Here is a 24,565-nt window from a genome sequence, read left to right on the forward strand (position 1 = left end):
TGGGGCGCGCCGCTAAGGAGCGCCCGAGCGAGATGTTCTTCGCCGGCGGTTCGGTGCTGGGCGAGCGGCTCACGCGGATCGAGGAGAGTCTGGAGCGCATCGAACGCCACCTGGGCATCCGGCCGCCCGCCACCGAGAAGCCCTCTGACGTCGCTGAGAAGCCCTCTGACGTCGCCGGGAAGCCTTCAGAAGAGCCGCCGCCGGCCGAAGAGGGTCTAGGCTGACGCCATCGCGCCGACCGGCAGCCTGGCCTCCATGACACCGGGGTCCTCGGTGTAGCCGAGCGTGGCGCCCAGGGAGATCAGCATCCGGCGCATCCTGGCGTTGTCGGACAACAAGGTGGCCCTGACTTCCGCGTACCCGAGATCGCGAGCCCCCCGCACCAGCATCCTGGCCAACGCCGTGCCCAGACCGCGCCCCTGCCAGCGGTCCTCGACCAGGAAGGCCATCTCGGCGATGCCGGGGTCGGGGGTGAACATGAGGTTGGCCATCCCCACGACCTGCCCGTCGTGCCCGGCCACCAGCGAATATCCCCTGCTCCTGTCGCACAGCCGGTCGAACGTGCTCGCCGGCAGCGCGGGCATCGAGGTGAAGTAGCGGAACCTGCGCGACTCCGGCGAGCACCTGTCGTGCAGGTCGCGCACGGCCTCGCGGTAGATCGAGGTGAGCGGGCGGATCGTGACCTCCGCGCCGCCGGAGAGCTTGATCGCGCGGTCGGCCGTGGCCTGCTCGGTGGCGGGCTGGGCGAGCCGGGCGAAGGAGGCAGCCCTGGCCGCCTCGGTCAGGGTGAACGGCAGCTCCGCGCGGCGCAGGCGTACCGCACGCCTGGGGGCCACGGGCACGACGAGCTGGGTCGGGTCGGGAAGATCACTCACCGCTTCACCATAGATCCACCTGGCGTCGTCGGCGCGCAGCAACTCGGCCAGGAGCTCGGGCAGCCGCCACGGCATGGAGCGCAGCCTGGAGGCCAGCAGCAGCGCCCTGGTTGGCTCGTCGGTCAGCTCGTGGGCGGTGGCGGAGACCACCTGGACCTGGCGGCCGCCGGCCGCCTCCAGCGCCTCGCGCACCGTCTCGGGGCTGGCGGGGATGTCGGCGACGAACTCGTCGACGGTGCCGTCCGTGTCAGACTGCACGCTGAGGCCGAGAATGTTGCCGCCCCTGGCCGCCAGGGCCTCGGCGAGTGAGGCCAGCCGGCCGGGCCGCTCGTCCACCGTGGTACGGATGCGCAAGAATCCCATGCACATGAGCATGACCGGTGGCTGTTACGCAACCGCTAACGATGTGTTTCATCGCGTATTTCATCGCGAGAAGCGATGATTTATCCCGGTTTAGCGCGACGATGTACGGCGGGCTCGGGGGGCGCGAGCCAGATCCACCGCCGAGAAAGGAAGCCCCCATGAAGATCCTCTTCCGAGGCGGCCGCGTCTTCACGCCGAAGGGCGTGCGGGCCGAGGCCGTGCTGGCGAGCGACGGCGTGATCGCCGCAGTGGGGCCGGAGGCCGAGCTGGCCCGGCAGGCGCCGTCCCACGAGACGGTGGACCTGGACGGCGGCCTGCTGGTGCCGGGTTTCACGGATGCGCACATGCACCCGGTCCAGGCCGGCCTCGAACGGGCGAAGTGCGACTTGTCCGAACATTTCGGCCTTGACGCGTACATAGCCGATATAGCCGACTATGCCGCGAAAAATCCTGGCAAAGAGTGGATCGATGGCGGGGGCTGGGACATGTCGGCGTTCCCCGGCGGCCTCCCCCACCGTGACCAGCTCGACTTCCTCGACCGCCCCGCGTACCTGATCCAGCGCGACCACCACGCCGCCTGGGTCAACACCCGAGCCCTGCGCGAAGCGGGAATCACGAAGGACACGCCGGACCCGGCCGACGGCCGCATAGAGCGCGACGCCGCAGGCGAGCCCACCGGGGTCCTGCACGAGGGCGCAATGGACCTCGTCGGCCTGCTCACCCCCCGCCCGACCGCCCAGGACCTGGACGACGCGCTGGCGGACGCGCAGCAGCACCTGTTCTCGCTGGGCATCACGGGCTGGCAGGACGCCATCGTGGGCTCCTACGCGGGCTCCCAGGACCAACTGCCCACCTACGTGTCCGCGGCCCGCTCAGGCAGGCTCAGGGCGCGCGTGGTGGGCGCCTTGTGGTGGGACAGGACGCGCGGCCTGGACCAGATCGAGGAGCTGGTCGAACGACGGGCCGCCGCCGAGGGCCTCGACCGCTTCACGGCCACCTCTGTCAAGATCATGCAGGACGGCATCACCGAGAACTTCACCGCCGCCACGCTGGAGCCGTACTGCCTGTGCGGGGGCACGGGCCTGTCGTACGTGGACCCGCACAAGCTCAAGGAGTACGTCGCCGAGCTGGACAGGCTGGGCTTCCAGGTGCACTTCCACGCCATCGGCGAGCGGGCCGTGCGCGAGGCCCTGGACAGCCTGGAGGGCACGAGCCCCGGCAACCGGCACCACATCGCCCACCTGCAGATCATCGAGCCGTCGGACGTGCCGCGCTTCGCCGCCCTGGGCGTCACGGCCAACCTGCAGCCGCTGTGGGCCACGCACCACGCCCAGATGGACGAGCTGACGCTGCCGTACCTGGGGGAGCCGCGCTCGTCGTGGCAGTACCCGTTCGCGGACCTGCTGGCGCACGGCACCCGCTTCTGCGCGGGCAGCGACTGGCCCGTCTCCAACGCGGACCCGCTGCAGGGCATGCACGTCGCGGTGAACCGCACGGAGCCGGGCAGCTCGGTCCACGCGACCTACCCCACCGCGCAGACCCCGTTCCTGCCCGGCCAGCGCATCGACCTGGCCACCGCCATGACGGCCTACACGGCGGGCTCGGCCTGGATCAACCGCTCCCCCGCCGGCGCCGTCAAGCCGGGTCGCCCGGCCGACCTGGTGGTGCTGGACCGCGACCCGTTCGAGCTCCCGGCCGGCGACGTCTGGACGACGCGCACACGCATGACGTTCGTGGACGGCGACGCGGTCTACGAGCGCCGCTGAGCGGCCGGGAAACGGCGAAAGGGCCCCGGCAGACCCGAGACCCTTTCGCCGAACTCAGCCACTACCAGGGGGACTTGTTGTTACGCAGGCGCTCCAGTGCCTCCTCGAGGATCGCCTTGCCGTCCTTGTCGCTCCTGCGCTCCTTCACGTAGGCAAGATGCGTCTTGTACGGCTCGTTCTTCGGCGGGGCAGGTGGGGCCGACTCGTCCTGTCCGGCAGGAAGGCCGCAACGTGGGCAGTCCCACAGCTCGGGGACCGCCGCGTCGCTGGCGAAACTGGGGCGCGTCTCGTGCATGTTGGCGCACCAGAACGAGACCCGCACTCTCGGAGCTGCCTCGCCGCGCTCGGCCTCCCCCATGGGGCCGGCGCCGACTCGGCTGCCACGGATCGCGTTGCCACTACCCACGGATGAACTCCTCGCTCGATCGCCCCGCGCGCAGACACGGGGGGAGAATCACTGTCACGCGTTAACTTGTTGCTCAGGGCTTCATGAGCAAGCCGAGAGCGATGATGCAGACGAACCAGATCGTGCCCGTGATCACGGTCAGCCGGTCGAGGTTGCGCTCCACCACCGAGGAACCACCGAAGTTCGACGAGAAACCGCCGCCGAACATGTCAGACAGGCCGCCACCCTTGCCCTTGTGGAGCAGCACGAGCAGGATCATGAGACCGCTCGCCAGGATGAGGGCGATGGAGATTCCGATTTCCACGGTATGCCTGTTCCTTCAATGCTTTGTTACGCGTGACGATTCAGACTTGCCTTCTGAGGGTACGGCCTGTTGTCAAGTCGCACCCCCGGAACGGCTCAGTTAGCCCGGCATATCGTAGAAGCGGCAGATCTTCGCGAACTCCCCGGCGTCGATGCTGGCACCGCCCACGAGCGCGCCATCGACATCGGGTTGTGCCATGATCCCCGCGATATTGCCTGACTTGACCGAGCCACCGTAAAGGATACGGACACCGGAGGCCACTTCGGAGTCGTAGAGCTCAGCGAGTCTGACTCGCAGCGCGCCACAGACCTCCTGGGCGTCCTCCGGGGTGGCCACCTCGCCGGTGCCGATCGCCCACACCGGCTCGTAGGCCACCACTATCGATTTTGCCTGCTCGGCGGTGATTTTGCGCAGCGCGCCGTCGAGTTGGCCGAGACTGTGCGCGATGTGGCCGCCCTCTTGGCGCACCGCCAGGCCCTCCCCGACGCAGAGGATCGGGGTGAGCGAGTGGCGGTAGGCGGCCTGCACCTTGGCGTTGACCAGGTCGTCGTCCTCGCCGTGGTACTGCCGGCGCTCGGAGTGGCCGACGACCGCGTACGTGCAGCCGAGCTTGGCCAGCATGGCGCCCGAGATCTCACCGGTGTAGGCGCCGGCGTCGTACTGCGACAGGTCCTGGGCGCCGTACTCGATCCTGAGCTTGTCGCCGTCGACCAGCGTCTGCACGCTGCGCAGATCGGTGAACGGCGGCAGGACGGCGACCTCGACTTTGTCGAAGTCCTTGTCGTTGAGGGCGAAGGCGAGCTTCTGGACCAGCGCGATGGCCTCGAGATGGTTGAGGTTCATCTTCCAGTTGCCGGCGATGAGCGGCTTCCGGGTGCTCATGGGTGTCTCAGTCCTCCAAAGCCGCGAGTCCGGGAAGGGTCTTGCCCTCGAGGTATTCGAGGCTGGCCCCGCCACCGGTGGAAATGTGCGAGAAGCCGTCCTCGGGAAGCTCCAGCTTCCGTACGGCGGCCGCCGAGTCGCCGCCGCCCACCACGGTGAAGGCTGCAGAGGTGATCAGTGCCTCCGCCACCGCCCTGGTGCCGCCGGAGAACGCGTCGAACTCGAACACGCCCATGGGGCCGTTCCAGAAGACGGTCCTGGCGTCGGCCAGCTTGGCGGCGAACAGCTCGCGCGTCTTGGGCCCGATGTCGAGCCCCTCGCGGTCGGCCGGGATCGCGGTGGCCTCAACCACGTCGTGCTCGGCGTCCGGCGCGAACGTGACCGCCGCCAGGATGTCGACGGGCAGCACCAGGTCGACGCCGCGCTCGGCGGCCTCGTTGAGGAAGCCGCGCACCTGGTCGAGCTGGTCCTCCTGGAGCAGCGACTTACCGACCTCGTAGCCCTGGGCCTTGAGGAAGGTGTACGCCATGCCGCCGCCGATCAGCAGCCGGTCGACCTTGGTCAGCAGGTTGGCGATGACGCCGAGCTTGTCGGACACCTTGGCGCCGCCCAGCACCACGGCGTAGGGCCGCTCCGGGCTCTCGGTCAGCTTCTTCAGCACCTCGACCTCGGCCATGACGAGCCCGCCCGCCGCGTGCGGCAGCAACTTGGGCACGTCGTAGACGCTGGCGTGCTTGCGGTGCACCGCGCCGAACCCGTCGCCCACGTAGAGCTCGGCCAGCCCGGCCAGCTTCGCCGCGAACGCGGCCCGCTCGGCGTCGTCCTTGGACTCCTCGCCCGGCTCGTAGCGCAGGTTCTCCAGCAGCGCCACCTGGCCGTCCTGGAGCGTGTCAACCGTGCTCAGGGCGCTGTCACCGACCACGTCGGCGGCGAAGGCCACCTCCTGGCCGAGCAGCTCGCCCAGGCGACCGGCGACCGGCCTGAGCGAGTATTTCGGATCGGCCTTGCCCTTGGGCCTGCCCAGGTGGGCACAGACGACGACCTTGGCGCCACGTTCCACCAGCGTCTTGATCGTCGGCACCGACGCCCGGATGCGGCCGTCGTCGGTGATCGTCTCCCCGTCGAGGGGGACGTTGAGGTCGGCGCGCATGAGCACGCGCCGCCCCTTCACGTCGAGATCGTCGAGCGTGCGCATGCTCATGCTCCTGTTCATTGCCTCCACTCCGTGGAGGCGGCTCGGTCGCGGGCGCGGCGGGATCAGAGGCCGCGGCCGACCAGCTCGACGAGGTCGGCGAGGCGGTTGGAGTAGCCCCACTCGTTGTCGTACCAGCCGACGACCTTGACCTGGTTGCCGATCACCTTGGTCAGGCCGGCGTCGAAGATGCACGAGGCCGGGTCGGTGACGATGTCGGAGGAGACGATCTCGTCCTCGGTGTAGCTGATGATGCCCTTGAGCGGGCCCTCGGCGGCGGCCTTGACCGCGGCGTTGACCTCCTCGACGGTGACCTCGCGGCTCACGTCGACCGTGAGGTCGGTGGCCGAGCCGGTCGGGATCGGCACGCGCATGGCGAAGCCGTCGAGCTTGCCCTTGAGCTCGGGCAGGACCAGGCCGATGGCCTTGGCGGCGCCGGTGGAGGTGGGCACCACGTTGAGCGCGGCGGCGCGGGCGCGGCGCAGGTCCTTGTGCGGGCCGTCCTGAAGGTTCTGGTCCTGCGTGTAGGCGTGGATGGTGGTCATCAGACCCTTCTCGATGGTGAAGGTGTCGTGGAGGACCTTGGCCATCGGCGCCAGGCAGTTGGTGGTGCAGGAGGCGTTGGAGATGATCGTGTGGCTGGCCGGGTCGTACGAGCCCTCGTTGACGCCGAGCACGATCGTGACGTCCTCGTTCTTCGCCGGGGCGGAGATGATGACCTTCTTCGCGCCGTTCTCGGCGTGCACCTTGGCCTTGTTGGCGTCGGTGAACAGACCCGTCGACTCCAGGACCACGTCGACACCGAGGTCGCCCCAGGGCAGCTTGCCCGGGTCGCGCTCCTCGAAAACCTTGATCGCCTTGCCGTCGACGGTGATCTCGTCACTCGTGGCCTTCACCTCGTACGGCAGGCGGCCCAGGATGCTGTCGTACTTCAGCAGGTGAGCGAGCGTCGCGTTGTCAGTCAGGTCGTTGACCGCGACGATCTCGATGTCCTTGCCGCTGGCGGCGACAGCGCGCCAGAAGTTGCGGCCGATACGGCCGAAGCCGTTGACGCCTACGCGGATGCTCACGGGAACCGATCTCCTCGAACCAGATGGCGGGCTGAAACCTCAACCACGAACCTTATCGGACCCAAATTGGTTTAGACCACTACAGGTACCCAGTCTGAATCCGTGTTCAGGCGGCGCGTTTTGCGGCGTTCGAGTAAAGTGCCCGACTCATCGATGTAAATTCGTGCATTCTCTGGGGGCTGAGATGTCACACAAGCGGTCGGGCCTGCTGCCCGGGCTGGTCGCAGGGCTGCTCGCCGCGCTGGTCTGCGCGGCGGCGCTGGGGGCGGCCGTCCTGTTCCAGAACCGCCTTCCCGCCGCCGTCGCGACGTTCGGGAACGGCCATCCTCTCTCGCTGGTTTCGTCCCTGGCGATCGCCCTGATCGTCGTCCTGGCGATGGGCGCGGCACGCCCCCGCAGCATCGTCCTGGTCCCCGTGGCGGCCCTGTACGCGGGCGGCGCCGTGGCCGCGGGCCAGATCGCGGGATCGTCGATCATGATCGGCGCCACCCTGCGCACCCCGCCGGCCGAGCGCGGCCCGGCCGACCTGGCCGACATCACCCTGGACAACTTCTCCGCCGGCCTTCCCTACGCGCCGTCGCTCTACCGGGACCCCTTGTCGCAGACATGGGCCGCCTGGCTCTACATCGCCGTGGCCGCTCTCGCCGCGCTCGCCCTGCTCACCCTCCGCGTGGCCCGCGTCCGCCGCGCCCAGCGCGCCCTGGCGGCCGAGGAGGCGAAGCAGCAGGAGCCCGAGTATCGCGCTCCGTTCGAGCCCGCCCAGGCCCCGGCCCCGAAGCCCACAACGGACCTGTTCACTCCCCGCAAGCCCGCCAAGGACTGAGACCCCACCCGCCGCCACGGCTCTCACCTCGGCGGGCTCCGTTGGAGCCGCTCGGAACGGCACACCACTCGAAGCGCGGGCCCCAGGGCCGACGGCCGTGGGGGACGGTCACGTCGTCATGGCGACCGGCCTACGAGCCTTGGCGACGACCGGCCATGACAGCCGGCACCCCACGTCGGCGACGTGCGGTCCACCGTGCGCAGCCGTAACGGACGGGGGTTCTGATCGGCGACGGCGCGCCACGAGACACGGCGAGCGCTCAGGGGGCGAGCATGTCGACGGTGAGGTTCGCCTCGGTGTTCGGAATCCCCAGGTCGGAGGCGCGTTTGTCGGCCATGGCGAGCAGGCGGCGGATGCGCCCCGCGATGGCGTCCTTGGTCAGCGGCGGGTCGGCGATCTGCCCCAGCTCCTCCAGAGACGCCTGCTTGTGCTCCACCCGCAGCCGCCCGGCCACCACCAGGTGGTCCGGCGCCTCGTCCCCGAGGATCTCCAGCGCCCGCTGCACCCGCGCACCGGCCGCGACCGCCGCACGGGCCGAGCGCCGCAGGTTGGCGTCGTCGAAGTTGGCCAGCCGGTTGGCGGTGGCCCGCACCTCGCGGCGCATCCGCCGCTCCTCCCAGGCCAGCACGCTGTCGTGCGCCCCCAGGCGGGTGAGCAGCGCGCTGATCGCGTCGCCGTCGCGCACCACGACGCGGTCCACTCCGCGCACCTCACGAGCCTTGGCGTGGATCTTGAGGCGCCGCGCCGAGCCCACCAGCGCGAGCGCCGCCTCCGGGCCCGGACAGGTGACCTCGAGCGACATGGAACGCCCCGGCTCGGTGAGCGAGCCGTGCGCCAGGAACGCGCCACGCCAGGCGGCCTCCGCGTCGCAGGCGGCGCCCGCCACCACCTGCCGGGGCAGGCCGCGCACCGGTCGGCCGTGGTTGTCGATCAGGCCCGTCTGCCGGGCCAGGGCCTCGCCGTCGCGGTAGACGCGTACGACGTAGCGCGAGCCCTTACGCAGCCCGGCGGGGGCGAGCACGAGAACCTCGGCCTTGTGCCCGAACACCTCGCCGATGTCCTTGATCAGCCGCCGCGCGGTGGCGTTGGTGTCGAGCTCGGCCTCGATCACGATCCGCCCGCCCACCAGGTGGAGGCCGCTGGCGAACCGCAGCAGCGTCGAAACCTCCGCCTTACGGCAGCACGGCTTCAGCACCGGTAGGCGGCTCAGCTCGTCCTTCACCACACCTGTCATGGCCATGCGTTAGTCCTCTCCCCCATTCAGACCGGCTCTCAGCAGTCTCTCGCACCTTCGCACCGCGCCGGCCAGGATCAACGCTTCTGGAGGAAAATCTCGTCCAGGACGGAGGCAAGACGTCGTGGGTCATGCCTCGGCGAGCCGTCAGCGGTGCCCACGTCGGCCATCACGAGCCGCGCGCCGAGTGCCCCGGCGGCCTTCTCCAGGGCACCTGGGTCGTCCACCACCCCGGTGTCGGCGAGCACGACGTCGATCGACAGGTCTGGGGCGTGTTGTCTGAGCACCTCCAGGTGTTGCTGGGGAGAGAAGTCGTCGGTCTCGCCCGGCTGGGGCGCCAGGTTGAGCGTGACGAGCCGCTGCGCCTTGGTCGTGTGCAGCGCCCTCGCGAGCTCGGGCACCTTGAGGTGCGGCAGCACGCTGGTGAACCACGACCCCGGCCCGAACACCACCCAGTCGCCCGCCAGCACCGCCTCGACCGCCTCGGGGCGCGCGGGCGGGTCCTCCGGCACGAGGGAGATCGCCTGCACGCGTCCGGGCGTCAGCGCGCAGGCCACCTGCCCGCGCACGGTCGAGATGACGCCGTCGAGCTCGACCTGCGCCACGATGTCGAGCGGCACCGACGCCATCGGCAGCACGCGGCCGTGCGCCCCCAGCAGCCGCCCGACCCAGTCGAGCCCGGCCACCGGGTCGCCGAGCAGCTCCCACAGCGCGACGATGAGCAGGTTGCCGACGGCGTGCCCGTGCAGCTCGCCCTCGCTGCGGAAGCGGTGCTGCACCACCTCGCTCCAGGTGCTGCCCCACTCGTCGTCGCCGCACAGCGCGGCGAGCGCCATCCGCAGGTCGCCAGGGGGCAGCACGCCGAGCTCGCGCCTGAGCCGCCCGCTGGACCCGCCGTCGTCGGCGACGGTCACCACGGCCGTCAGCCGATCGGTCACCATCCTTAACGCGGACAGGGACGCGTAGAGCCCGTGCCCGCCGCCCAGCGCCACGACGTGCGGCCCGAACCCCGAGAACGTCCTCGGCTGCACCCCGCGTTCTCCCGGCACCGGACTCCCTTCGGCCGAGCGCGAAAGCCGCACCGGGCACACGCCACCGCCGGCCTCTCCCGAGGCCGGGCCGCCACCAGGCCGTTTCCCGCCGCCATCCGAGGCCAGGACGCCATCACGCGCGTCATCGCCGGCCGACTGTGCGAGCCCTGCGAGAGCCGGGCCGAAGTCAGGCGCGTCCCTGACCGGCAGGGCATGCTCGCCCCCGGGCACGGGAGGATCGCCCGCTACCGGATGCGGCAAAGCTGCCGCTGCGCCGCCTTCATCGGTCACTCCCGCCCCACATCCCGGTGGCTCACCTGGACCTCCATCTCGCGGTCGTGCAGGCGGGCGGCGATCTGCTCGGCCATGGCCACGCTGCGGTGCTTGCCTCCGGTGCAGCCCACCGCCAGCGTGGCGTAGCTCTTGCCCTCTCGGGCGTATCCGGCGGCGACCACCTGCAGGACCTCCTCGTACGCGTCGAGGAACTCCTTGGCCCCCGGCTGCCCCAGCACGTAGTCGCTCACCGGCGCGTCGAGCCCGCTCATCGGCCGCAGCTCGGGCACCCAGTGCGGGTTCGGCAGGAACCGGCAGTCGATCACGAGATCGGCGTCCACCGGCAGCCCGTACTTGAACCCGAAGGACACGATGTTGAGCCGCAGCCCCGGCCGGTCCTCACCGCCGAAGTACGCGACGATCTTGTTGCGCAGGTCGTGGACGTTGTGGGAGGAGGTGTCGATCACCAGGTCGGCGTTGGCCCTGACCTCCCGCAGGATGCCCCGTTCGCGGGTGATCCCGTCGACCAGCCGCCCCTCGCCCTGCAGGGGATGCGGCCTGCGGACGTTCTCGAACCTACGCACCAGCTCCTCGTCGCTGGCCTCGAGGAACACGACCCGCACCCGTACGCCGCGCCCTTCGAGCTCCTCAATGGCCGCGTTGAGGTCGGTGGTGAAGGCCAGGCTGCGCACGTCCACGACGGCCGCCACCTTGTCGGCGGCCAGCTTGACCTTGCCCGCCTCCTCCGCCATCGCGAACAGCAGCCCGGGCGGCAGGTTGTCGATGACGAACCAGCCCAGGTCCTCCAGCGCTTTGGCGGCTGTGCTGCGCCCCGCCCCTGACATGCCGGTGACGATGACGAACGCCGGCTCGGTGCTCATTTCCTCTCTCCGTCCCGCGCGCCCTGCCCGGGCGCACCACCATAGCGGAGGCACCCGGACAGGCCCTGGTGTCCTGGCGAGATCAAGGTGACTCTCCCTTCAGCGTCGACACGATGACCTCGGCGATGGACGGGCCGATGCCTGGAACCTCGCAGATGTCCGCGGCAGTGGCCTCGCGTAGTTTCTTCACGGAGCCGAAGTGCTTGAGCAGCGCCTGCCTGCGCGCCGGCCCGAGGCCCGGCACGCTGTCGAGCGCGCTCTCCTTCACCGTCTTGGACCTCTTGGACCGATGGTAGGTGATGGCGAACCTGTGTGCTTCGTCCCGTACGCGTTGCAACAGGTAGAGACCCTCACTTGAACGTGGCATGATCACCGGCTGGTCGTCGCCGGGCAGCCACACCTCCTCCAGCCGCTTGGCCAGGCCGCACACCGAAACGTCGTCGATGCCGAGCTCGTCGAGCGCCCGCTGCGCGGCGGCCGCCTGGGGGCCCGCGCCGTCGACGACGACGAGGTTGGGCGGGTAGGCGAACTTGCGCGGCTTGCCTGTCTCGGGGTCGATGGGGCCGTGGCCGCCGTCGTCGTCGGGAGCCAGCTCGCCGGTGGCCGAGCGCTCCTCGAGGTAGCGGCGGAACCGCCGCGTGATCACCTCGTAGATCGAGGCGACGTCGCCCTCTTTGGTCTTGACGGCGAAGCGCCGGTATTCGCTCTTGCGCGCCAGCCCGTCCTCGAAGACCACCATCGACGCCACGACGTTCTCGCCCTGCAGGTGGGAGACGTCGTAGCACTCAATGCGCAGCGGCGCCTGGTCGAGGTCGAGCGCGTCGGCGATCTCCTGCAGCGCCTTGCTGCGGGTGGTCAGGTCGCTGGCGCGACGGATCTTGTGCTGCGCGAGCGACTCCTTGGCGTTGCGCTCAACGGTCTCCATCAGCGACCTCTTGTCGCCACGCTGTGGCACGCGCACCTCGACGCGGGCGCGGCGCTGCTCGGTCAGCAGCTCGGCGACCGCTTCACAGTCGGGCGGCAGTGCGGGCACGAGCACCTCGCGCGGCATCGCGTCGGGGCTCGCCTCGGCGTACATCTGGAGGAGGAACTGCTCGACCAGCTCGCCGGGCGAGGTCTCCTCGACCTTGTCGACCACCCATCCCCGCTGGCCGCGGATGCGGCCGCCGCGCACGTAGAAGACCTGAACGGCGGCTTCGAGCGGGTCCTCGGCCAGCGCGATCACGTCGGCGTCGGTGCCCTCGCCGAGCACCACGGCCTGCTTCTCCAGCGCCCGCTGCAGCGCCTGGATGTCGTCGCGGAGCCGGGCCGCGCGCTCGTACTCCTGCTCCGCGGCGGCGTCGCGCATCTCCTTCTCGAGGCGCTTGATGAAGCGGCTGGTGTTGCCCGCCATGAAGTCGCAGAAGTCCTCGGCCAGCTCGCGGTGCTCCTCCGGGGTGACCCGGCCGACGCAGGGCGCCGAGCACTTGTCGATGTAGCCGAGCAGGCACGGGCGGCCGATCTGGCCGGCCCGCTTGAACACCCCGGCGCTGCACGTGCGCACCGGGAAGACCCGCAGCAGCAGGTCGACGGTCTCACGGATGGCCCACGCGTGGGAGTAGGGGCCGAAGTAGCGCGTGCCCTTGCGCTTGGCCCCGCGCATCACCTGCACGCGCGGGAAGTCCTCGCCCATGGTGACCGCGAGATAGGGGTAGGACTTGTCGTCGCGGTATTTCACGTTGAAGCGCGGGTCGAACTCCTTGATCCAGGAGTATTCGAGCTGCAGCGCCTCGACCTCGGTGCCGACGACCGTCCAGTCGACGTCGGCGGCCGTGGTCAGCATCGACTGGGTGCGCGGGTGGAGCGCGGAGAAGTCGGCGAAGTAGGAATTGAGCCGCTGGCGCAGGCTCTTGGCCTTGCCGACGTAGATCACCCGGCCGTGCGCGTCCCTGAACCGGTAGACCCCCGGGGAATCGGGGACCGAACCCGGCTTGGGCCGGAAACTCAAGGGACTGCCCGCTGATCTCGCCACATTCAAAGCCTAGTAGCCCGTACCGACAAGGTGACCCGCCGCGCCTTCCGCGGGCGCGACGAGCCTCCCCGCCGGGGACGCCCGGCTACGCGAGCGTAATCTGGTCGCCGTCAACCTTGATCTGCTGCGCGGGCAGCGGCTTGTCGGCAGGCCCGGCCTTGACCGAGCCGTCCGCGATGGCGAACTTGCTGTTATGGCACGGGCAGACGATCATTCCGTCCGAGACGTTGCCGACCGTGCACCCGTTGTGCGTGCACACGGCACTGAACGCCTTGAACTCGCCCGACGTGGGCTGGGTGATCACGATCTTCTGCTCCTTGAAGACCGTGCCGCCGCCGACGGGGATGTCGGCGGTCTTGGCCAGCGCCCCACCGGACGGCGCGCCGGACTGCGGCGCGCTCGACCCGGCGGCTGCGGGCTGTGTGGTTTCAGTGCTGCCGCCACAGGCGGTGAGGGCCAGCGCCAGGCCACCGGCTCCGACACCAGCGATCATGACACGGCGACTCTGTAGGTCTTCTCCCATGCGCTCACCCAACCGCACTCAGGTGAGAAATTCATGAGACACGGCTTATGCGAGCCGGATCTTGTCGCCGTCCACAGTGATCTTCTTCTCCGCGAGCGGTTCGCTGGCGGGCCCATCCTCGACGGAGCCGTCGTTGATGTTGAACTTGCTGCCGTGACACGGGCAGTTGATCGTTTTGTTGGAGACGCTGGCCACCGTGCAGCCCTGGTGGGTGCAGACCGCCGTGAACGCCTTGAACTCCCCGGCGGTCGGCTGCGTGACCACGACCTTCTCGCTCTCGAAGACCTTCCCGCCACCCTCGGGGATGTCAGCCGTGTCGGCCAGGGCCTTGCTCTGCGGAGCCGTTTTCTTCTTCTTCGGTGACGACGACTCCGAGGGCTCCTCCGTCGGCGGCTCCGCACTCGCCTCCGTGGTCGGCGAACCGTAGCTCGCGCATGCCGTCAGAACCGCCGCGAGTCCAGCGCCTCCGGCGCCGAAGACCACTGTCCGGCGCGTCGTATCCGTCATGGTGCGTTCCTCCCAGATTGGCTTTCACTTCAGGTACGGCCGGCGCCCTCGTGCCGGTTCAGCGTGCCCGAGCCCAATCCGGGTCTCCACGCATAAGTACGCGTTCAGGCGACCACGATGCCGTCGCCCTCGACCTTCACCTTGTACGAGGCCAGCGGGGCGGTCGCGGGTCCCTTGGTGGCCTTGCCGCTGTCGGCGGAGAACTCGCTGCCGTGGCAGGCGCACCTGATGACGTTGTCCTTCGGTGTGCTGACGGCGCAGCCCTTGTGCGTGCAGATGGAGCTGAACGCCTTGTAGACGCCCTGCGTGGGCTGCGTCACCACGACCTGCAGGTCCTCGATCACCGTGCCCCCGCCCACGGGCACGTCGGCCGTCTTGGCGATGACCTTGCCCTTGAGGCTCGGCTGGGCCTTGCTCGCTCCCCCGCCGCACCCGGCCAGCGCCAGCCCGCACACCGCGATCCCGGCCGCCCCCAGAGCCTCGCGCCGCCCGAACCCGTTTTCGGGCATGGCTCCGCCCTGCTCAGTAACCGTCATGATTTGCCGACCCTCCGCGTCGCCGCTGACCCCCTGCAGGTCAGGCCGTTACCGATACTCAACCTTATTGGCGGCACCCCTCGGTCCGGCGAGCGGGTGGCGGCCGCGAGCCGGCCGCCACGGGCGGGGCGGCGGTCAGTGAGCGGTAGGCCGGCGGTCAGCGGCGGGGCCGAGGCTGCGTGCATGACTCTTACGACAGAACGCCCGCCCGCCTCCCCGTCCGGGCCCCGCTGGTGGCGGCGTCCCTGGGTGGCCCCGCTGGCGGTGGTGTCGGCCGTGTTCGTCGCGTACTCGCTGCCGCCGTACCTGTCCCTGGACCCGGCCCGGTCCCGCGTGCCCGCTCCGGACTTCTTCCCGCCGCACTTCGCGGTGCTCTCCTTGCACGTCGTCTTCGGCTCGATCGCGATGATCACATGCTGCCTGCAGATCTGGCCGTGGTTCCGCGGACGCTATCCGCGCGCACACCGGATGATCGGCCGGGTGTACGTCTTCGGCGGCTGCCTCCCGAGCGGCCTGCTGGGACTGGTCGTCAGCGTGACCACCCCGTTCTTCGGCCCCGTGACGGCGGCCAGCGGCGTCGTGCTGGCGTCCGTCTGGGTGGGCTGCACACTGGCGGGCTGGCGGATGGCGAGGCAGCGCAGGTTCGTCGATCACCGCCGATGGATGGTCCGCAGCTTCGCCCTGACCATGTCCATCATCACGAACCGCCTCTGGGGCGTCGTGTTCGTCATCGCCCTGTCGCCGCAGCTGGACACGACCTTCCACGGCGACGAGACGCTGCTGGCGAGCACGGTGGCGGCGCTGAGCGCGTGGCTGGGCTGGGTGCTGCCGCTGCTGGTGGCGGAGTGGTGGCTGGAGCGCGGCGACGCCGCCAAACGCCGCGCCCGCGCCACCCGCTGATCGCACCCGGCCGCGCCACCCGCTGATCACACGCCGCCACGCCCGAACCCGCGCCACCCGCTGATCACACGCCGCCACGCACGGGCCGGTGACCGCTTCTGGCGCGCCTGCACCGGCTCACGAGCCGCCAGCCACCCATCGCCACCGACCACCGCGCCGATCGAGCGGCGCAGGCCCGGCCGACGCGCCGAAAAACGGCGCAGCCTCGCGCCGGAGCCGCCCGGCTCACGGGGCTCCGGCACCGAGGGACACCGCCGAGCGGCGTCAGCACGCACGCCGCAGGCGCCACCGTTCCGGCATACCGCGGACGTGACCTCGACCGGCCCGGGGCGTGTCGTCACGCGCGGCCCCGCACGACAGGGACCGCGCGAGGCCGCTCAGAAAGCGAGGATCTTCCGCAGGAAGCGCCCCGTATGGCTCTCGTCCACCAGGGCGACCTCCTCGGGCGTCCCGCTGGCGACCAGCGTCCCACCGCGGGACCCGCCCTCGGGCCCCATGTCGATGATCCAGTCGGCCGTCTTGATCACGTCGAGGTTGTGCTCGATGACGATCACCGTGTTGCCGCCGTCCACGAGCCGCCCGAGCACGCCCAGCAGCCGCCGGATGTCCTCGAAGTGCAGGCCGGTGGTCGGCTCGTCCAGCACGTAGATGGTCCGCCCCGTCTGCCGCCGCTGCAGCTCCGACGCGAGTTTGACCCGCTGTGCCTCGCCGCCGGACAGCGTGGTGGCGGGCTGCCCGAGCCGTACGTAGCCCAGGCCGACGTCGTGGAGCGTCTGCAGGTGGCGCTTGATCGCGGGAATCGCCTCGAAGAAGCCCAGGGCCTCCTCGATCGGCATGTCGAGCACCTCGGAGATCGTCTTGCCCTTGTAGTGGACCTCCAGCGTCTCCCGGTTGTAGCGGGCGCCGTGGCAGACCTCGCAGGGGACGTAGACGTCCGGCAGGAAGTTCATCTCGATCTTGATGGTGCCGTCGCCCGCGCACGCCTCGCAGCGCCCGCCCTTGACGTTGAAGCTGAAGCGCCCGGGCTGGTAGCCGCGCACCTTCGCCTCGGTCGTGACCGCGAACAGCTTGCGGATGTGGTCGAAGACGCCGGTGTACGTGGCCGGGTTGGAGCGGGGGGTGCGCCCGATCGGCGACTGGTCGACGTGGACGACCTTGTCCACGTGGTCCATGCCGTTGATCCGCGAGTGCCGCCCCGGCACCGTGCGTGCGCCGTTGAGCTCCTTGGCCAGCGCGTTGTAGAGGATGTCGTTGACCAGCGTCGACTTCCCCGACCCCGACACGCCCGTGACCGCCGTGAACACACCCAGCGGGAAGTCGATGTCGACCCCCTTGAGGTTGTGCTCGCGCGCCCCCTTGACCGTGATCTGCCGCTTCTTGTCGCGCTTGCGGCGCTTGGGCGGGATCGGGATGCTCTTGCGCCCGGACAGGTACTGGCCGGTGATCGACTCCTCACTGGACAGGAGCTCCTGGACGGTGCCGGACACGACGACCTGCCCGCCGTGCTCACCGGCGCCGGGCCCGATGTCGACCACCCAGTCGGCCGCCGCGATCGTGTCCTCGTCGTGCTCGACCACGATCAGCGTGTTGCCCATGTCGCGCAGCCTGATCAGCGTGTCGAGCAGCCGCATGTTGTCGCGCTGGTGGAGCCCGATGGACGGCTCGTCGAGCACGTACAGGACGCCGACCAGGCCGGAGCCGATCTGTGTGGCCAGCCTGATGCGCTGGGCCTCGCCGCCCGCCAGGGTGGCGGCGGCGCGGTCCATGGTCAGGTAGTCGAGGCCGACGTCGAGCAGGAAGCCCATGCGGGCGTTGATCTCCTTGACCACCCGCTCGGCGATCTGCATGTCGCGGTCGGACAGCTTGAGCCCGGCCAGGAACTTCGCGCACTCGCCGATCGACATGGCCGCCACCTCGGCGATCGACTTGTCGGCGACGGTGACCGCCAGCGTGACCGGCTTGAGCCTGGCGCCCTTGCAGGCCGGGCAGGGGATCTCGCGCATGTAGCCTTCGAACCGCTCGCGGGTCGAGTCGCTCTCCGCCTCGGCGTGCCGGCGCTGCACCCACGGGATGACACCGTCGTAGGTGGTGTAGTAGGAGCGCTGCCTGCCGTAGCGGTTGCTGTAGCGGACGTGCACCTGCTCGTCGTGCCCGTACAGCAGCGACTTCTGCGCCTTCTTCGGCAGCTTCTCCCACGGCGTGTCGAGCGTGAACCCGACCGTGTGGCCGAGTGCCTCGATCAGCCTGACGAAGTATTCGCTGGTGTGACCGCCCGACCACGGGTGGAGCGCGCCGTCGCCGAGCGTGCGCTCGGGATCGGGCACCACCAGGTCGGGGTCCACCTCCATCTTCGTGCCGAGGCCCGTGCACTCGGGGCAGGCGCCGAACGGCGAGTTGAACGAGAACGAGCGGGGCTCCAGCTCCTCGAACGACAGGTCGTCGTACGGGCAGTAGAGGTGCTCGGAGTAGAAACGCTCCCGGCCCGGGTCATCCTCGGGCAGGTCGACGAACTCGAGCGTGATCGTGCCGCCCGACAGCTGCAACGCCGTCTCGACCGAGTCGTTGAGCCTGCGCCGCGCCGACTCCTTGACCGACAGGCGGTCGACGATGACCTCGATGTCGTGCTTCTCGTACTTCTTCAACGTCGGCGGCTCCTCCAGCCGCACGACGGTGCCGTCGACCCTGGCCCGGGCGAAGCCCTTGGTCTGCAGCTCGCGGAACAGCTCGGCGTACTCGCCCTTGCGGCCCCTGATCACCGGCGCGAGCACCTGGAAGCGGGTGCCCTCCTCCAGGTCCATCACGCGATCGACGATCTGTTCGGGCGTCTGCCTGGCGATCGGACGCGAGCACACCGGACAGTGGGGCTTGCCGATGCGCGCCCACAGCAAGCGCAGATAGTCGTAGACCTCGGTGATCGTGCCGACGGTCGAACGGGGGTTCTTGCTGGTCGCCTTCTGGTCGATCGACACCGCGGGCGACAGGCCCTCGATGAAGTCGACGTCGGGCTTGTCCATCTGGCCGAGGAACTGGCGAGCGTACGCCGACAGGGACTCGACGTAGCGCCGCTGACCCTCAGCGAAGATCGTGTCAAAGGCCAGGCTCGACTTGCCGGAGCCGGACAGGCCCGTGAAGACGATCAGCGAGTCTCGCGGCAGGTCGAGCGAGACATCCTTGAGGTTGTGTTCTCGTGCACCACGCACGATCAGGCGGTCAGCCACGGCGATCCCGGAGGTCAAAAGGCGGATAGGTCCACGGGGATGGTAGACGGGGGCTCCGACAATTTCGGCGGACCGTTGCCCGGCCCCCGAAAATCCGTCCTTCACAGACTACGACCATCTCCCACCCTGGCAGGAGCCCTTCCGCATTCAACCAGCTGACCTGCGGCTTTATGCCTGGCCCCGGCCCAGACACCCTAACTGATGAAATATCCAGACATGACCGTTCTACCCGCGCTGCAGGCCGAGCCGACCTCGGCCACCGGCCAGTTGCCGGCCACGGCCGCGTCCCTGTCCGACGCCGACCTCGCCGCGCCCTCCCTCCTGCCCGGCTGGACCAGGGGCCATGTGCTCGCCCACCTGCGCCTGGAACGCCGGCTCCCACATCAACCTCCTCACCTGGGCGAGGACGAGGTCAAGATCCCCCAGTACACCTCCTGCCAGGCCAGGGCCGCCGCCATAGAAGCTGTGCCCATGGTCGCGCTCGCACGGGGCTCCGCTGGTCACGCAAGCTCCGGAACCGTTCGTCCTGCGCGAACTCCACGTCTGCAGCGCATGCCGGCCACACGCCCGCAGCATGGTGAGCGAGGTCGTACTCAAGAACGCCTCCGGCGGCATCATCGACAGGTGGCCCGGCCTCGGCCCCGGCCCCGGCGGTCGAGGGCGCGCCCGCCGACATGCCGGCCTGGCTGACCGGAAGATCGAGCGGCGAGGGCGTTACGCTGGTGCCCGTGGGGCAGCCGTTCACGCCCGGTGGCGCCGTCCTTCCAGAGCCGCCGTGGCCGACGATGCCGGCCCCCGCTGATCTGCCCGCGACACCCCCAGAGGACTACATATGACCTACACAGGTGACGTCCAGGTCGGCGGTCCCGCCGACGTGCGCGAGCTGCCCGCGCTCACGATCTGCAAGCTGGCCGTCGGCCCGTACGACAACAACGCCTACCTACTGCGGTGCACGGAGACCGGCGAAGGGCTGCTGATCGACGCGGCCGCCGACGCCGACCGCCTGCTCGCGCTGATCACCGACCAGCCGGTGCGCTCGATCGTCACCACCCACCAGCACGGCGACCACTGGCAGGCTCTGGAGCAGGTGAGCAAGGTGACAGGCGCCGACGTGATCGCCCACCCGCTCGACGCGCCCGCCCTCCCGGTGCCGGTGGAACGCACGGTCGAGCACGGCGACACGATCGCCGTCGGCGCGGTCACCCTGGAGGTCATCCACCTGCGCGGCCACACGCCCGGCTCGATCGCCCTGCTGTACGACGGGGGCGAGGCGGGCCACCACCTGTTCACGGGCGACTCGTTGTTCCCGGGCGGCGTGGGCAACACCTGGAAGGACCCGCAGCGCTTCACCCAGCTCTACAACGACGTGGTAGAGCGGATCTTCAACCGCCTCCCCGACGAGACGTGGGTGTATCCGGGCCACGGAAAGGACACCACGCTGGGCGTCGAGCGCCCCGCCCTCCCGGAATGGAAGGCCCGCGGCTGGTAGCGCCGCCTCTGCCGGCCGGGCCGACGCCGGTGACCGTCTGTCACGGCCGGTTGTGCGGGCTCACGGGTTGCCCGCGCCCGCACGCAGCGATGGGCGGGATCAGTGGCGCGCGGCCAGGACGTGGACGATGCGGTCGGCGGCGAGGGCCGGGTCGTCGGCGATCCCCACGAGGTCGCCCCATGACCACCGGTAGAACCATCCCTCCGGCAGCGGAACGCAGTCGACGGTCTCCGCCAGCATCACCGTGTCGGGGTCGCTGATGCGCAACGCGGGCGGGTAGGACCGCAACGTGGCGGTCAGCCCGCGCTGCTCCAGCTCCGTGGCCAGCTTGCCGAGATAGTACGTGCGCGTGTGCTCGCGCGGCGTAGCCGACATGGCTCCATCAAAGCCGAAGTAAGACGAAAAATCCCGTCAGTTGCCGACGCGCGTGGCCGCTTCCCGGCGCTGCTCCCGCTTGTAGACCATCATCCGCAGCGGGATCGCCGCCACGAGCGCGATCTGCATGCTCGCGCCGATCTTGATCGGCAGGTCGCCGCCTTCCGGCCAGGCCACCCAGAAGGTCAGGAACGCCACGTTCACCAGGATCCAGCCCAGGACGCCCGCCGCGAGCTGCCCCTTCGGCTTGGGGTACTCGATCCGGCTGACCATCAGCCACGCCACCCCGAGCACGGCCAGCAGCGACCAGATGCTCGGCTGGAACAGCAGCACGATGGAGATCACGGTCATGGCGCCCATGGGGATGGGCAGGCCCATGAAGTCGCCGCTCTTGGTCTTGACGCAGGCGAACCTGGCCAGGCGTACGACCCCGGCCACCAGCACGGCCGCCGCCGCGGCGACCACCATCGTGAACGGCACCTGGTCGGTGAACCCGCCCCAGATCACGACCATGAACGCGGGCGCGAAACCGAAGCTGATGACGTCCGCCAGGTTGTCGAGCTCGGCGCCCATCGCGGAGGCACGGAAGCGCCGCGCGACGAGGCCGTCGAACAGGTCGCACGTCGCGCCGATCAGCAGCAGCACGATGGCGGTGGCGAAGTAGCTCGGGTCGGGCGTGAAACGATGACCGCCCTGGAGCTGCTGGATCGCGGAGTACGCCAGGACGCACACGGCGAGGAACCCGCAGACCGCGTTGCCCAGCGAGAGGGAGTCCGCAGCCGACAGGCGGAACGCCTTGCCGACCGGACCACGAGGTTCTTCCTCCTCATCCGCCTGCCAACTACCGGCGTCAGCCGCGGTCAATTCTGGTCACCCCCGCAACCGTCTTTTCGCCCACGGACACCGCGGGAGATATCCCTTCGGGAAGGTAGATGTCGACACGCGAACCGAACCTGATGAGCCCGATCCGCTCGGCCTGCGCGACCTTCGCGCCGCTGCTCACGTACGGCACGATCCTGCGCGCGACCGCGCCCGCGATCTGCACCATCTCGATGTCGCCCAGCGCGGTCTCGAAATGCCACACCACGCGCTCGTTCTGGTCGCTGTCCTTGTTGAACGCCGGCAGGAACCCACCTGCCACATGCTGCACGGATGCGACATTTCCCGCAAGAGGGGCGCGGTTGACATGTACGTTCAGGGGGCTCATGAAGATCGCGACCCTGGTGCGGCCGTCCGGCCATGGGTCGATGCTCTGTACCACCCCGTCGGCGGGCGACAGGATGCGGCCCTCGCCCGGCGTGCGGTCAGGGTCGCGGAAGAACCAGAGCATGCCCCCGGTGAGCGCGCTCAGCGGCGCCGCCGCGAGCGCCCATCGCCGGTCCTTGCGCGTCAGCAGCGCGGTGGCGGCCGCCGCGGCCGCCGTCGGGATGAGCCACGGGGAGACCCCGCGTGCGAGCCGGACGCGGCTCGACTTGGCAGAATCGTCTGACACGTACAACCTTTGGTGGAGACTGAATTGGGCGCTTTGCCGTGATGTTACAGAACAAGCAACTATGACACGGCGCAACTACACAAGCAAAGCGCCTCGAAGTCCTTTTCGCTAGACCTGCTCCGGGTGTGGCTCCTCGTCCTGGCGCGCGTCGATGCGCGCTTTGACCAGGCTGGCCACGGTGGTGACGACCATGGTGGCACCAATGACCGAGAGCGACACCCAGATGGGGATTTCGGGCGCCCAGGAGACATGGCTGGCGTGCAACGCCTCCAATATCAGCTTAACCCCGATGAACCCGAGGATGAACGCCAAACCATAGCTGATGTACACCAGTCGCTGGAGCAGCCCGCCCAGCAGGAAGTAGAGCTGACGCAGCCCCATCAGGGCGAACGCGTTGGCCGTGAAGACGATGAAGGGGTCCTTGGTGAGCCCGAAGATCGCGGGAATCGAGTCGAGCGCGAACAACAGGTCGGTGCTCCCGATCGCGACCATCACGATGAGCATCGGAGTCACCATGCGCCTGCCGTCGATCTTGACGGTGACCTTGGAGCCGACGTACCCCTCAGTGGTGGGGAACGCCCGGCGCACCCACCTCAGCACGACGTTCTCGTTGAACTCCTCTTCCTCGCCCTTGAGGTGCTGGCGGACGAGGTTGATCGCCGTGTAGACGAGGAAGGCGCCGAACACGTAGAACAGCCAGCTGAAGCGCTCCAGCGCCGCGGCCCCGAGCGCGATGAAGACGCCGCGCATCACGAGCGCGAGCAGGATGCCCACGAGCAGGACCTTGTGCTGGTAGGCCCGCGGCACGGCGAACCTGCTCATGATGATGAAGAAGATGAACAGGTTGTCGACACTCAAGCTGTATTCGGTGATGTAGCCGGCGAAGAACTCCCCGGCCTTGTCACCCCCGAACGTGGCCCAGAGAACCACGCCGAACACCGCGGCGAGAGCGACGTAGAACGTTACCCAGTATCCGGCCTGCCGCATGGAGAACTCTCGGGCTTCTCCGCGGTCGACGATCCACAGGTCAATGGCGAGGACAACGATGAGACCGCCGATCACGGCGATCCAGGCCCACACGGGTACAGTCACGTCTCAAGACCTTCCGGCATGCACGACTCATTGCCGGAGGTCTCTCCCGCCCGCTCACAACCGCGGACCGGCAGCCCCGGGGGCCCCGTGGAGTGGGGCTGCACCGTGATGACGAGGCTGTCGCGAAGGGATACTCCCCTCCCTAACCCAGGCAGTATATGAGAACGCCCTCACCCGGCCTAATCATCCTCCCGATCTTGAGGGCCGTACACGGCCAGCACGCTCTCCACGGCATCGTCCGCGCCGGGCATCTCCCGCCCCCGCCGCTCGGCCGCCGCTGCCAGAGTTTCCGCAGGTCCCGGCGTTGTGATCAGCTCTCGTACGGCCGCGCGCAGCCCCTCGACGTCCCCGTAAGGGACCAGGATCCCGGCATCCCCCAAAATTTCTGGAATCCCCCCTACCTCGGAGGCGATTGCCGGTGTTCCCGACATGAGCGCTTCGCGAAGGGTGAGCGGCTGGCCCTCCCAGCGGCTCGGCATCAGCAGGGCGGCGGCGGCCCCGAGCAGGTCGGGCACGTCCTTGCGGTGCCCCAGCAACAGCACGGGCAACTTCTCGTCCTCGATCCTGCGCCGCAGCTCCTCGCGCAGCGGCCCGTCGCCCGCGATCACGAACAGCGGATCTCCGGACGGCCAGGGCCCGGCGGCGACGTCGAGCAGCGTCTCGAGCCCTTTCTGCTGGGCCAGCCGGGCGACCGTCAGCAGAACAGGCCGCACGCCCGCGCCCAGCTCGTCCCTGACCTCCTGAGGCGTGCGTTTCGCCGGCCCAGGCGCAGGTGCGGGCACCACGGCGGCCCGCACGTCCCGGGCGCCGAGCCTGGACATGCCCTCGCCGAGGTCCGGCGACACCACGAGCACGTGGTCGGCCCGCCGGGCCACGATCCGCTCCAGCACCCCGTAGACGAGCCCGATGAACCCACCGGCGGTCAGCGCGTTGTGCAAGGTGACAGCCAGCCGCGGCCGACCCGCCCGCCCAAGCCTCGCGAGCCCGGCCCGCTCCAGCCTCCCGAGCCCCGTCCGCCCCAGCGTCGCAAGCCCGGCCAGTGCTCCGGCTCTCAGCCCGTGGGCGTGCACGACGTCGGCGTCCCGGGTCAACCGCCTGATGGTCAGGACCGCACGCAGGTCGTTCACCGGGTGCGGCCGATCCGACACGGCCACCTCCGCGAAACGGGCTCCCGCACGGGTGTAGGAGAACTGCTCCTCCACGCTGCGCGGCCCGATGACGGCAACCTGGTGCCCCCGCCGCACCAACCCTTCGACCAGCATCAGGACATACCGCCCGGTGCCGCCGGACGTGGTGCCCAGCACGAAAGCCACCCGCACAAC

At 69.5% G+C, this 24,565-nt stretch carries 24 protein-coding genes; 5 read left to right on the forward strand and 19 right to left on the reverse strand.

What is annotated here, in order from left to right:
* Window positions 1-215: 215 nt before the first annotated feature.
* Window positions 216-1,238 (reverse strand): GNAT family N-acetyltransferase, encoded by a 1,023-nt coding sequence (locus ABN273_RS12940; protein ID WP_349448965.1) that lies wholly within the window; start codon window positions 1,236-1,238, stop codon window positions 216-218.
* A 158-nt stretch (window positions 1,239-1,396) separates the two neighbouring features.
* On the opposite strand from ABN273_RS12940, the gene ABN273_RS12945 reads away from it, so the two are divergent.
* The gene (locus ABN273_RS12945) at window positions 1,397-3,004 is read left to right on the forward strand and encodes an amidohydrolase (RefSeq protein WP_349448966.1); all 1,608 of its coding nucleotides are present in this window, start codon (window positions 1,397-1,399) and stop codon (window positions 3,002-3,004) included.
* Window positions 3,005-3,065: 61 nt separating this feature from the next.
* Here ABN273_RS12945 and ABN273_RS12950 read toward each other — a convergent pair whose 3' ends face one another.
* The 5 genes from ABN273_RS12950 to gap form a co-directional block, all read right to left on the reverse strand.
* Window positions 3,066-3,410 carry an RNA polymerase-binding protein RbpA gene (locus ABN273_RS12950; RefSeq protein ID WP_080037068.1) on the reverse strand — a complete coding sequence of 115 codons (345 nt, stop codon included), beginning with the start codon at window positions 3,408-3,410 and terminating at the stop codon, window positions 3,066-3,068.
* Window positions 3,411-3,483: 73 nt separating this feature from the next.
* Window positions 3,484-3,714, reverse strand: coding sequence for a preprotein translocase subunit SecG (gene secG, locus ABN273_RS12955; RefSeq protein ID WP_139630497.1), 231 nt, complete (start codon window positions 3,712-3,714; stop codon window positions 3,484-3,486).
* 99 nt (window positions 3,715-3,813) lie between these two features.
* Window positions 3,814-4,596 (reverse strand): triose-phosphate isomerase, encoded by a 783-nt coding sequence (gene tpiA / locus ABN273_RS12960; protein ID WP_349448967.1) that lies wholly within the window; start codon window positions 4,594-4,596, stop codon window positions 3,814-3,816.
* Between the two features lie 7 nt (window positions 4,597-4,603).
* The gene (locus tag ABN273_RS12965) at window positions 4,604-5,791 is read right to left on the reverse strand and encodes a phosphoglycerate kinase (RefSeq protein ID WP_349449014.1); all 1,188 of its coding nucleotides are present in this window, start codon (window positions 5,789-5,791) and stop codon (window positions 4,604-4,606) included.
* A 62-nt stretch (window positions 5,792-5,853) separates the two neighbouring features.
* Window positions 5,854-6,858: a type I glyceraldehyde-3-phosphate dehydrogenase gene (gene gap, locus ABN273_RS12970; RefSeq protein ID WP_349448968.1), complete on the reverse strand. Its 1,005-nt coding sequence runs from the start codon at window positions 6,856-6,858 to the stop codon at window positions 5,854-5,856.
* Between the two features lie 184 nt (window positions 6,859-7,042).
* Here gap and ABN273_RS12975 point away from each other — a divergent pair, with 184 nt between their 5' ends.
* Window positions 7,043-7,681, forward strand: coding sequence for a hypothetical protein (locus ABN273_RS12975; protein WP_349448969.1), 639 nt, complete (start codon window positions 7,043-7,045; stop codon window positions 7,679-7,681).
* A gap of 259 nt (window positions 7,682-7,940) precedes the next feature.
* On the opposite strand, the gene whiA is transcribed toward ABN273_RS12975, so the two are convergent.
* From whiA to ABN273_RS13010, 7 genes are all read right to left on the reverse strand, one after another.
* Entirely contained in the window at window positions 7,941-8,921 is a 981-nt protein-coding gene (gene whiA / locus ABN273_RS12980; protein ID WP_138670245.1) for a DNA-binding protein WhiA, read from the reverse strand.
* Window positions 8,922-8,992: 71 nt separating this feature from the next.
* On the reverse strand, window positions 8,993-9,964 hold the full coding sequence (locus tag ABN273_RS12985; RefSeq protein ID WP_349448970.1) for a gluconeogenesis factor YvcK family protein: 972 nt from the start codon (window positions 9,962-9,964) through the stop codon (window positions 8,993-8,995).
* 269 nt (window positions 9,965-10,233) lie between these two features.
* A complete protein-coding gene (gene rapZ, locus ABN273_RS12990) occupies window positions 10,234-11,100 on the reverse strand; it encodes an RNase adapter RapZ (RefSeq protein WP_349448971.1) in 867 nt (288 codons plus the stop codon).
* 82 nt (window positions 11,101-11,182) lie between these two features.
* On the reverse strand, window positions 11,183-13,087 hold the full coding sequence (gene uvrC, locus ABN273_RS12995; protein WP_349449015.1) for an excinuclease ABC subunit UvrC: 1,905 nt from the start codon (window positions 13,085-13,087) through the stop codon (window positions 11,183-11,185).
* Window positions 13,088-13,196: 109 nt separating this feature from the next.
* Window positions 13,197-13,604: a Rieske (2Fe-2S) protein gene (locus ABN273_RS13000; protein ID WP_349448972.1), complete on the reverse strand. Its 408-nt coding sequence runs from the start codon at window positions 13,602-13,604 to the stop codon at window positions 13,197-13,199.
* A 75-nt stretch (window positions 13,605-13,679) separates the two neighbouring features.
* Window positions 13,680-14,141, reverse strand: a complete 462-nt coding sequence (locus tag ABN273_RS13005) for a Rieske (2Fe-2S) protein (RefSeq protein WP_349448973.1) — start codon at window positions 14,139-14,141, stop codon at window positions 13,680-13,682.
* Between the two features lie 104 nt (window positions 14,142-14,245).
* Window positions 14,246-14,677 (reverse strand): Rieske (2Fe-2S) protein, encoded by a 432-nt coding sequence (locus ABN273_RS13010; RefSeq protein WP_349448974.1) that lies wholly within the window; start codon window positions 14,675-14,677, stop codon window positions 14,246-14,248.
* A gap of 183 nt (window positions 14,678-14,860) precedes the next feature.
* On the opposite strand from ABN273_RS13010, the gene ABN273_RS13015 reads away from it, so the two are divergent.
* Window positions 14,861-15,577 carry a DUF2306 domain-containing protein gene (locus ABN273_RS13015; protein WP_349448975.1) on the forward strand — a complete coding sequence of 239 codons (717 nt, stop codon included), beginning with the start codon at window positions 14,861-14,863 and terminating at the stop codon, window positions 15,575-15,577.
* Between the two features lie 377 nt (window positions 15,578-15,954).
* Here ABN273_RS13015 and uvrA read toward each other — a convergent pair whose 3' ends face one another.
* Window positions 15,955-18,795: an excinuclease ABC subunit UvrA gene (uvrA, locus tag ABN273_RS13020; protein ID WP_349448976.1), complete on the reverse strand. Its 2,841-nt coding sequence runs from the start codon at window positions 18,793-18,795 to the stop codon at window positions 15,955-15,957.
* Between the two features lie 216 nt (window positions 18,796-19,011).
* Here uvrA and ABN273_RS13025 point away from each other — a divergent pair, with 216 nt between their 5' ends.
* Both ABN273_RS13025 and ABN273_RS13030 read left to right on the forward strand, forming a co-directional pair.
* The gene (locus ABN273_RS13025; protein ID WP_349448977.1) at window positions 19,012-19,485 is read left to right on the forward strand and encodes a maleylpyruvate isomerase N-terminal domain-containing protein; all 474 of its coding nucleotides are present in this window, start codon (window positions 19,012-19,014) and stop codon (window positions 19,483-19,485) included.
* A 142-nt stretch (window positions 19,486-19,627) separates the two neighbouring features.
* Window positions 19,628-20,284 (forward strand): MBL fold metallo-hydrolase, encoded by a 657-nt coding sequence (locus tag ABN273_RS13030; protein WP_349448978.1) that lies wholly within the window; start codon window positions 19,628-19,630, stop codon window positions 20,282-20,284.
* A 99-nt stretch (window positions 20,285-20,383) separates the two neighbouring features.
* Here ABN273_RS13030 and ABN273_RS13035 read toward each other — a convergent pair whose 3' ends face one another.
* From ABN273_RS13035 to ABN273_RS13055, 5 genes are all read right to left on the reverse strand, one after another.
* Window positions 20,384-20,659 carry a hypothetical protein gene (locus ABN273_RS13035; RefSeq protein WP_349448979.1) on the reverse strand — a complete coding sequence of 92 codons (276 nt, stop codon included), beginning with the start codon at window positions 20,657-20,659 and terminating at the stop codon, window positions 20,384-20,386.
* A gap of 36 nt (window positions 20,660-20,695) precedes the next feature.
* Entirely contained in the window at window positions 20,696-21,523 is an 828-nt protein-coding gene (pssA, locus tag ABN273_RS13040; RefSeq protein WP_349448980.1) for a CDP-diacylglycerol--serine O-phosphatidyltransferase, read from the reverse strand.
* On the reverse strand, window positions 21,510-22,151 hold the full coding sequence (locus ABN273_RS13045) for a phosphatidylserine decarboxylase (protein ID WP_349448981.1): 642 nt from the start codon (window positions 22,149-22,151) through the stop codon (window positions 21,510-21,512). Before ABN273_RS13045 ends, pssA begins: the two co-directional genes overlap by 14 nt.
* A gap of 108 nt (window positions 22,152-22,259) precedes the next feature.
* Complete coding sequence (locus ABN273_RS13050) at window positions 22,260-23,243, reverse strand: TerC family protein (RefSeq protein WP_349448982.1); 984 nt, start codon at window positions 23,241-23,243, stop codon at window positions 22,260-22,262.
* Between the two features lie 179 nt (window positions 23,244-23,422).
* Window positions 23,423-24,562 carry a glycosyltransferase gene (locus ABN273_RS13055; protein WP_349448983.1) on the reverse strand — a complete coding sequence of 380 codons (1,140 nt, stop codon included), beginning with the start codon at window positions 24,560-24,562 and terminating at the stop codon, window positions 23,423-23,425.
* Window positions 24,563-24,565: the final 3 nt, after the last annotated feature.

This window comes from Nonomuraea sp. B19D2 (assembly GCF_040137845.1).
Classification (GTDB): domain Bacteria; phylum Actinomycetota; class Actinomycetes; order Streptosporangiales; family Streptosporangiaceae; genus Nonomuraea.